General features: G+C 43.2%; 4 protein-coding genes and 1 pseudogene. 1 reads left to right on the forward strand and 4 read right to left on the reverse strand.

Features of this window, described 5'->3' with window-relative positions; translation table 11 throughout:
- Positions 1 to 176 precede the first annotated feature (176 nt).
- Together BLS65_RS16360 and topA are read right to left on the reverse strand one after the other, a co-directional pair.
- The gene (locus BLS65_RS16360; RefSeq protein WP_092440893.1) at positions 177 to 1,310 is read right to left on the reverse strand and encodes an arginase family protein; all 1,134 of its coding nucleotides are present in this window, start codon (positions 1,308 to 1,310) and stop codon (positions 177 to 179) included.
- Positions 1,311 to 1,313: 3 nt separating this feature from the next.
- Positions 1,314 to 3,749, reverse strand: coding sequence for a type I DNA topoisomerase (topA, locus tag BLS65_RS16365; protein WP_092440894.1), 2,436 nt, complete (start codon positions 3,747 to 3,749; stop codon positions 1,314 to 1,316).
- Positions 3,750 to 3,849: 100 nt separating this feature from the next.
- Here topA and BLS65_RS16370 point away from each other — a divergent pair, with 100 nt between their 5' ends.
- The gene (locus tag BLS65_RS16370) at positions 3,850 to 6,201 is read left to right on the forward strand and encodes a penicillin-binding protein 1A (protein WP_092440896.1); all 2,352 of its coding nucleotides are present in this window, start codon (positions 3,850 to 3,852) and stop codon (positions 6,199 to 6,201) included.
- 14 nt (positions 6,202 to 6,215) lie between these two features.
- Here BLS65_RS16370 and BLS65_RS16375 read toward each other — a convergent pair whose 3' ends face one another.
- Both BLS65_RS16375 and BLS65_RS18470 read right to left on the reverse strand, forming a co-directional pair.
- Positions 6,216 to 7,892: an ABC transporter ATP-binding protein gene (locus BLS65_RS16375; RefSeq protein ID WP_092440895.1), complete on the reverse strand. Its 1,677-nt coding sequence runs from the start codon at positions 7,890 to 7,892 to the stop codon at positions 6,216 to 6,218.
- Between the two features lie 215 nt (positions 7,893 to 8,107).
- A pseudogene (locus BLS65_RS18470) lies at positions 8,108 to 8,373 on the reverse strand (hypothetical protein); the annotation flags it as partial.

Genomic DNA, 8,373 nt, shown 5'->3' on the forward strand with positions numbered 1-8,373 from the left:
GGCTATGTCGAACCAAAAAAATGGCAAAATATCCACCAAGCAAACCTAAATACGCTAAGATTTAAAACCTAGCAATTGACCTGCGGATTTAAGGTTATAATGAAATACTTCTCAAAGATTAAGAAACATGGAGTATATACTGAATTAATTGGTTTATGTTCCAATGAAAAGGTTATTTAGTTCCATTTTTTGTAGTAAAACAACCACCTATATGGTATATCTTGTTGGCATGCTTCTTGGTAATCTTCATACCGACAGGAGACTAATGAACTATTATTTTTTGTGGAATCAATTTCCATCCACCATCGATCTGTTTTTTTACTTTTATAAAAAACAAGTTCCTCGTCATCCCTGCCAAGTTTCACTATGTATTTTTCGAGTTTTTTGGAGTTGGTCAGTGGATATTCGTGCTTTCGGTTAGCAAAACCATCAAGGAAGTGCCACAATAGCTGAGCTGCAAGTTGTGTGGAAATGTTTTGTGATGAAGGCAAAAAGTCTCCAAAGACAGCAAAAAGGTCAACCTTGTCGGCAAATCCAGCATAACGGGCCAATAGGCATGCTTCTTCGGCATAAAGTCCATTTGGTCCAGCTGCTATGCATTCAGGGTTGTCTGCATATCGAATGGCAGTCATATCGAAGCTTACAAGGTTGGCATCCCGGATGATTGGCTCGGCCGCTTTCAGGTCGGCACGAAGTTCGCCAAGCCGGAGTAGTTCGAGGTACATCTTGCTCGAAAGGTCTACATTCATTGGGTTGGTTAAGTAACTTTGTATTCCTATCACCGATATAAACTTAGGCGTATCGGCTGCATTCTCCAGTATCGATGAAATGTATTGGGGCGTTGGTTTATCCCCAAGCATGGTGCCCATGTCTATAGAACTATCAATTATTGTTATTCCCAAATCTTTGTGGGAGTTGTTCAAGCCTATATAAAGTGGCAGTGTGTGGTTTTGATTTGGCGAAAATACGACTAGGATTTTTTTTTCGCGGGCACAGTATTCTGCAATATATTCAAGGGCTTTTGTCTGTTCGTCTGCGCTAAGAAGGTTCGATATATTTCCTAAATCGGCCACGCGGCCTAATCCGTGTGGAGAAAAAAGTTGGTAAAGAGATTTTCTAACCTCATTTGGCGACCATCCTTGATTATTTGGTTCGGCATAAACGCCCAGCAACAAAAGTTCAGCCTCCGCAATACTTGTGAGCCCTGGTATTATGGGCAAGATAGAACGGGCTAAAGTGGATGGAAGTAGCCGAGTTGCCTCGGCTAGTATGGCGTTGCTTACAGGTTCGAGAATATCTTCCAACGTCATTCCCTACTTTTTAGTTTTCGGTTTAGTTGTTTTTGCCGCACCTGCACTCTTCGGTTTGCTTGTTTTTGTGGTCTTCGTTGTTTTAGTTGGTTTTGCTGCCACCTTAGTGGATTTGGCAAATCTTGAGGCCTTTCCCTTTTTTGGGCCACCGTTCGCATCGGTTTCTTCAATAATTTTCAAGCAGTCATCGAGGCTAAGGCTTGCCGGATCGGTTCCCTTGGGGATTTTGTAGTTGTTCTTCTCGAAGGTAATGTATGGACCAAATCGTCCGTTAAGAACTTTTAATCCGGCTTTCTCACTAAATTCGGTAATAATCTTGTTTTTATCCTCAATGAGTTTCTCCTTAATAAGCGTTATGGCCTCATCTATGGTTATGGTATAGGGGTCGTGTTGATCTTTCTTTATGGAGAAAAACTTTGATTTATGCTTTATATACGGGCCAAACTTGCCAATGGCAACGGTAATTTCCTCCTCTTCATATTGGCCCAACTTTCGCGGTAAATCAAAGAGTTTAAGCGCCTCCTCCAAGGTTAATGATTCAATGAGTTGGCCTTTCTGAAGGCTGGCATATTGAGGCTTCTCTCCACTTGTTGTTTCGCTTTCACCAAGCTGTGCAATTGGGCCAAAACGTCCAATTCGGACGTAGATTTGCTTGCCTGTTCGTGGATCTAATCCAACTAGGCGCTCTCCCTTGCTTGGCTGGGAGTTGAGGGTTGTTTCCTCTACTTTTGTGTGGAAGGTGGTATAGAATGTTCGTAACATTTTCGTCCACTCGATAGTCCCAAGGGCTATCTCATCAAACTCTTTTTCTACATTAGCAGTGAAATCGTAACTTAGGATGGAGGTAAAGTGTTCGGTAAGGAAGTCGGTAACCAGAATGCCGATATCGCTAGGGAACAGTTTGCTTTTTTCGGCTCCGAAAATTTCTGTTTTCAACTCTTGGTGAACTTTCCCATTCGTGAGTTTTAGAATGGTGAAACTTCGTTCCAAGCCATCACGATCCTCCTTAAGCACATAGCCTCTTGTGGCTATTGTTGAAATAGTAGGAGCATAGGTTGATGGTCGTCCTATACCGAGTTCTTCCATTTTCTTAACTAAACTGGCTTCGGTATAGCGAGGTGGTTTCTGAGTAAACCGCTCGGTTGCGGTTATATACTTGGAGGAAAGTTTTTCTCCAGCGGTAACCTTTGGTAATAGCGTGCTGGACTCATCCTCGTTTTCGTCGTCAGTGCCTTCAATGTAAACCTTTAGAAATCCATCGAAAAGAAGAACTTCGCCTACCGCTTCAAATCGTTCTTTTGCATCGGATACTCCAATGGTTATGGTGGTTTTTTCGATGGCAGCATCGGCCATCTGACTGGCGATGGTGCGCTTCCATATTAGGTCGTAAAGTCTTTTCTCTGTTGACGTTCCCTCTACTGAGGTGTTTTCCATATAGGTGGGACGAATAGCCTCATGTGCTTCTTGTGCTCCCTTCGATTTGGTTTTAAACCGACGAAGTAAGTGATATTTGTTTCCATACATCGCCTCAATAACCGATTGAGCGCCAGTAAGTGCGGTATCTGAAAGGTTTACAGAGTCGGTTCTCATGTAGGTAATCAAACCGGCTTCATATAGTTTTTGAGCAACTGTCATGGTTTGAGCCACAGAGAAACCTAGTTTTCGGCTCGCTTCCTGCTGTAGAGTGGAAGTGGTGAATGGGGCAGCGGGTGATTTTTTGGCTGGTTTTTTGGAGATATCTTCTATGGTAAACCGAGCCGTAACACAATGATTTAGAAATCTCTTCGCCTCATCGAGCATGGTAAATCGTCGATCGAGTTCGGCCTTTAAGTCTCCATTTACACTGGTGAAGAGGCCTTGAATGCGGAAGTTTGATGTAGCGGCAAAGGCCATGATTTCGCGCTCACGTTCCACAATAAGCCGAACAGCAACCGATTGCACTCTACCTGCCGAGAGGGATGGCCTTACCTTTTTCCAAAGGATGGGGGAAACTTCATAACCAACGAGCCTATCGAGTATACGGCGAGCTTGTTGTGCATTAACAAGATTTTGGTCAATTTGCCTTGGGCTTTTTATGGCATTAAGGATAGCTTCCTTCGTAATTTCATGAAAAACAATCCGCTTGGTCTTGGCGGGGTCGAGTTCCAATACTTCTTTTAAATGCCAAGCAATGGCCTCCCCTTCACGGTCCTCATCAGATGCGAGCCAAACTATCTTTGCCTTTGCAGCCAGTTCTTTTAGCTCGGTAACCATCTTCTTTTTAGCCACGTCTACAGTGTAAGAAGGCTCGAAGTTGTTGTCAACATCGATGCTTAACTTATTCTTAGAAAGGTCCCGTATATGACCAAACGAAGATTTTACGAGAAAGTCTTTCCCTAAAAACTTTTCTATGGTCTTGGCCTTGGCAGGCGATTCCACAATTACCAGATTATCCTGCATCCCCCTTATTGTTTTTGAATTGCACAAAGTAAATCAATTAGATCTCTATCTTCAAAATTTATTTTCTATTTTTACGGTTGTTTATGAAAACATAGATCCAATGAAGAATTCGTTAAGTTTTAAGAAGAAGTTTTTGATCTGGTTCTGGGCCATATTGGCATTTCCCTTGGTGGTAGCAGTCGTGCTTTTTACGCTTATCACCCTTGAGGTTTTTGGGCCAATGCCATCCTTTGAGGACCTTGAGAATCCAACAAGTAATTTAGCATCAGAAGTTTATTCGGAAGATAATGTTCTTTTAGGAAAATATTATATTGAGAATCGTTCCTATACCAGTTACGAAGAATTATCGCCCAATATCGAAAATGCGCTCATTTCGATTGAGGATGTTCGTTTTAGAAGCCACTCTGGAATTGATTTCAGAGGATTAGGTCGTGTTTTGGTTAAGACGATCGTAATGGGCGATAGGGATGCCGGTGGTGGTTCAACGCTGACACAACAGTTGGCCAAAAATTTATTTCCCCGCGATACCAGCCATAACCAGTTGAGCATAACGCGCAAATCAAAGCTTGTTCTTGCTAAATTAAAGGAATGGGTTACCGCAGTAAAGTTGGAACGAAACTATACTAAGGACGAGATTCTTTCTATGTATCTTAATACTGTTCCTTTTGGTGGAACGGTGTTTGGGATAAAGTCAGCGGCTAAAACTTACTTTAATACCTCCCCCGATAGTTTATCCATCGAGCAAGCGGCCTTGCTGGCCGGTTTGGTAAATGCGCCAACCCGTTATAGTCCAGTCCGGAATCCCGAGCGATCGCTGGCGCGGAGAAATCTCGTTATCGAAAAAATGGCACGCTATGGATTTATTGGAGATGTTTTGGCTGATTCTTTAAAGAAACAGCCAGTAGTGCTCCATTACCAAGTTCAGGATCATAATGAGGGGTTGGCTACCTATTTCAGGGAGACACTACGGATCATACTTACTGCAACGGAACCGGTTAAGGAAAACTTTATTTCGGAGGATAGTTATAAGACTGATTCATTGGAGTGGGCGACCAATCCACTGTATGGCTGGTGCAATAAAAACATTAAAGCGGATGGTTCACCTTATAATATATACCGCGATGGGTTGCGGATTTATTCAACCCTAAACGGCAAAATGCAAGAGTACGCCGAAGAGGCCGTTGTGGCTCACCTTTCCCAAAGCGTTCAACCGGCTTTTGACAAAGAACAGAAGAGCAAAGGCTACCCAGTATACTCACGGGATGTTCCGCGTGACCAAGTGGAGAGGATCCTTGAACAAGCAATGCGGCAATCACCGCGCTACTATTATTTAAGGCAAAACGGTCTATCGGAGGAGCAAATCAAGCGTAGTTTCAACACAAAAACCTCAATGACTGTATTCACCTATAAGGGAGAGCGCGATACAGTTATGACACCATTGGATAGCATTAAACACTACAAGCGTTACCTGAGGGCAGGGTTTATGGCTATGGATCCACATACTGGTTATGTAAAGGCTTACGTGGGAGGCCCCAACTATCGTTACTTCAAATACGATCAGGTAACCAAGGGTAAGCGCCAGGTAGGTTCTACTATAAAGCCATTCTTATATACCTTAGCTATGCAGGAGGGTTATTCTCCGTGCCGTTTGGTACCCAATGTTCCTCAGACATTTGTGGTTGGAGATTCTACTTGGACTCCTACGAACTCTGGCGATACTGACTACGATGGACAAATGGTAACCCTGAAGTGGGGCTTGGCGAATTCGGTCAATAACATATCCGCTTGGTTGATGAAGCAGTTTAATCCTCAGAATGTTGTAGAGATAAGCCATAAGTTGGGGATAAAGAGTTTTATCGATCCGGTTGTATCCATATTCCTTGGGACATCCGATTTTACTGTTGCTGAGATGGTTGGGGCTTATGCCACTTATGCAAACAGAGGAATTCATATCGATCCGTTATACGTTACTCGAATTGAAGATAAAAACGGGAATGTGTTGGCTACATTCAAAACAAAGAAAAACGAAGCTATAAGCGAGCAAACCGCCTACTTAATGATTAATCTTCTTCAAGGGGTTATTGATCATGGAACCGGACGTCGGTTACGCTATCGCTACCAGCTTCCGGGACCTCTTGCAGGTAAGACAGGAACTACAAATAATCAATCTGATGGTTGGTTTATGGGTATCACCCCTAATTTAGTGGGAGGAGCATGGGTAGGTGGCGAGGATAGGGCAATTCATTTTGAAGGTATTACGCAAGGACAGGGCGCGAGTATGGCTCTTCCGATTTGGGGGATGTTCCTTCAAAAGGTTTATGCCGATCCTTCCCTTGGGATAAATGGATCCAGCATATTTGCGAAGCCTGTATCGCTATCGGTAGATATTGATTGCCCTGTGATGGCGGCCGATATTGAGTCCGAAAAAAACAATAATGGTTTTTTTGACTAAAGTGCTCTAAGCAATTACTCCTGGGGTTGCTTAATCCCAGGGATAGAGGCAATTAGCTGCTTGGTGTATTCGCTCGATGGATGCAGGTAAACATCGTCGCTTAATCCTTCCTCTTGAATAGCTCCATCCTTTAGTACGATTACTCTATCGCTCATATGCTTAACTACCGAGAGGTCGTGGGATATGAAAAGGTAGGTTAGTCCTTTTTCTGCCTTCAATCGGTTTAGAAGATTTAGAATTCCGGCTTGGACGGAAACATCGAGAGCCGACACCGATTCGTCACATATGATTAATTCGGGATCTACAGCCAAGGCACGTGCAATGCATATACGCTGACGCTGACCGCCGGAAAATTCATGGGGGTATTTTCTTTCGCTGCCTTCGGGTAGGTTTACTTCATTCAAAAGTTCGAGAACCCTCTTTTTTGTTTGTGCACCACTCGTTAACTTGTGGATCAGCATAGGTTCAGAAAGAATATTCTCAACGGTGTGCTTCGGGTTTAGCGATGAGAATGGGTCCTGAAAAATAAGTTGCACATTTCTCCTGAATTGCTTGTAGTCTGACCCTTTCAGCGTATTGATTTCCCTTCCTTTGTATGTAATCCCTCCGCTTCGCTCCTCAATAAGCATGGATATGGCGCGTCCAATGGTGGTTTTTCCCGATCCCGATTCACCCACTAGTCCGAGCGTTTCCCCTTTATATAACGACAGGTTTATATTTGATAGGGCATGAAAATATTTCTTCTTGGCAAAAAGGTTTTTACTTGGAAGTTTGTACCGAATAGAGAGGTTTTTTATGGAAAGAAGAATCGTAGGTGGAACTTCGGCCACCTCCTTTTGGTCGGCGAGTTCGTCTGGGAGTATTAATTTTCCCTCGTCGTTTAATACAGGAAGGTATTTTTGACTAATTAAAAGGGAGGGTCGGCATGCCATTAAGCCCTTTGTATATTCAGTTATAGGGTGAGTAAGAATGTCTGCCGTATTTCCTTCCTCCACTTTTTCACCTTTGCGCATCACCATCACCCTGTCGGCAACTTCAGCAATTACGCCCAAATCGTGGGTGATAAATAGAACGGCCATATTTCGATTTATGCGGAGGTTATTGATGAGTTCTACTACGGTTTTTTGGACGGTAACATCCAGCGCGGTTGTTGGTTCATCGGCAATAAGTAATGATGGAGACCCAGAAATGGCCATTGCAATCATTACGCGCTGGCGCTGACCTCCGCTTAGTTGGTGGGGATAACTTGCGAAAACTTTAAGCGGATCGGCAATCTGTACTTCGGTAAGTAAAGATAGCGTTTTTTGCTTTATTTCGCTGGAGGATAGAGTTGTATGTAAACTAAGCATTTCCGAAATTTGCCTTCCACACTTCATAGATGGGTTGAGCGCGGTCATCGGCTCTTGAAAAATATAGGCTATTTCAGCACCTCTTAACCTTCCGATTTCCGACTGGGAACACGTAAGTAGGTTACGATTCTTAGCGTCTTTGCTAAATATAATCTCACCAGAAACCATAGCATTAGGTGGAAGTAATCCCGCAAGCGACATTGCTGTCAACGATTTACCCGATCCCGATTCGCCTACAATTCCAAGGCAATCCCCCTCATTTATGGCGAATGAAAGGTTGTTTACAACAGGCTTAGGTTGGCCCGGAAAGGAGATGGATAGGTTATTAACAACTAGAAGCATAATGTAGTATTTACTACAAAAATAGGAATTTATGGCTCAGTATGGTTGATGGAAAAATAAATTGAAACAAATAAGTTTTACATACACAAATAGTTGGAGAACCTTTTCTTTAAGAAAATAAATCACTACTGTCCGACTAAACTCTAAATATTCATTTATTGCCTCTGCATCCCAATAAACACAGGCAACGATTTTGATTATTAGAAAAGCACCCCTCAGAAAATAAGTTTAATTTGACCGTATAAATCTGGCGAACCTCGCTTATTTAAGTAGTCCCGCTTGGTGCTGCGGAGCAGCTCAAAAACATCGAGTAGGCTGATCAGGTGTATCCGGACTAGCGTTGCCACCACCGAAAATGCTTTCTGGGTGTTGGCCATCTTTTGGATCACGGTCATGAGCAGCTGGGCGATCAGCGTGCACCAAACCTGGGTGCGGATGGCATTTTCATTCTCGCCGTAAAAGTAGTGGAGCTGGAAGTTTT

This window comes from Williamwhitmania taraxaci (assembly GCF_900096565.1).
In the GTDB taxonomy this organism is placed as follows: Bacteria; Bacteroidota; Bacteroidia; order Bacteroidales; family Williamwhitmaniaceae; genus Williamwhitmania; species Williamwhitmania taraxaci.